This is a genomic window from Helicobacter valdiviensis, assembly GCF_003245365.1.
Taxonomy (GTDB): Bacteria; Campylobacterota; Campylobacteria; order Campylobacterales; family Helicobacteraceae; genus Helicobacter_D; species Helicobacter_D valdiviensis.
Genome location: NZ_NBIU01000097.1, coordinates 1 through 941, shown reverse-complemented (window position 1 = coordinate 941; position 941 = coordinate 1). Strand labels below are relative to the sequence as shown.

Genomic DNA, 941 nt, shown 5'->3' with positions numbered 1-941 from the left:
ATATAGAGGCTTAAGAGCAGGTTTACATAAAAACCCCCTAAAAGCTCAAATGTTAAAAGACTTTGCTAAAAATCCTCCTTATGATGAATTTGGTATGCTACCTTTCTTAGATGAGCTTATAGGAGTGGATTGGGTGATTGATTTAAATGAATATCAATTTGCTTATGATGGAGAAGGTGATAGCATTTGGTCTTTAGCTGACGATGTTAAAAAAGGAATACTTAAAGATCCAAGAGATGTGGATTCTACTCCAGAGAGTAGAGAAGAATTTGATAAACAGGCAAATGCTTATACATTTGGTAATAGAATGAATTTTTCTTCGGATATTTCTAATGAAAGAAGTGAAGAATCGGCTAGATTATTTGATGAACTTTTGATACTCCATGCTAAACTCGCAGCCTTAACCCCCCCTCAAGGCTATCCTAGTGCACCTTATTATTATACTCCAGAGCAATTAAATGATTTTTATCAACGAAATGTGTTAGATAGATTATGTGATCCTAGAATCCCTGCTATTTATCGTTATAATTTCCCAGAAGATTTAAAAGAAAAGATAAAAGCCTATGCTAGAGAACATAATATTAAAGAATAATCCTTGTTGCTTAAGAGCATATTGAAAAAACGCCCTAAATTTGTAGGTAGACTAGCTACTACTATCATTATAAAAGATGGTTTGCATATAGGATAGAAAGGATGAATAATGGATAGCAACAATCAAACTTATAAGGTAATTGTTCCAAATACGGCAGAATTAGAAGTGAATAAGCTCACAAATGAAGTTTATTTTATGGAGAGTTTATCCGAAACGGGAAAATACACAAAAGAATACTCTAAAGCAGTTATTGAAGCTGATAGAATTTTAAGAAACTCTCCCTACAAAGATTATAAACCAATATATTTAGATCCTAACTTTTATACAGGAGAGAGATCCACTCTTTTAG

At 32.5% G+C, this 941-nt stretch carries 2 pseudogenes; both read left to right on the top strand.

Going from position 1 to position 941, the window contains the following annotated elements:
• Positions 1-592 (top strand): annotated as a pseudogene (locus B6S12_RS11280) (hypothetical protein); the annotation flags it as partial.
• Between the two features lie 108 nt (positions 593-700).
• A pseudogene (locus tag B6S12_RS10675) lies at positions 701-941 on the top strand (hypothetical protein); the annotation flags it as partial.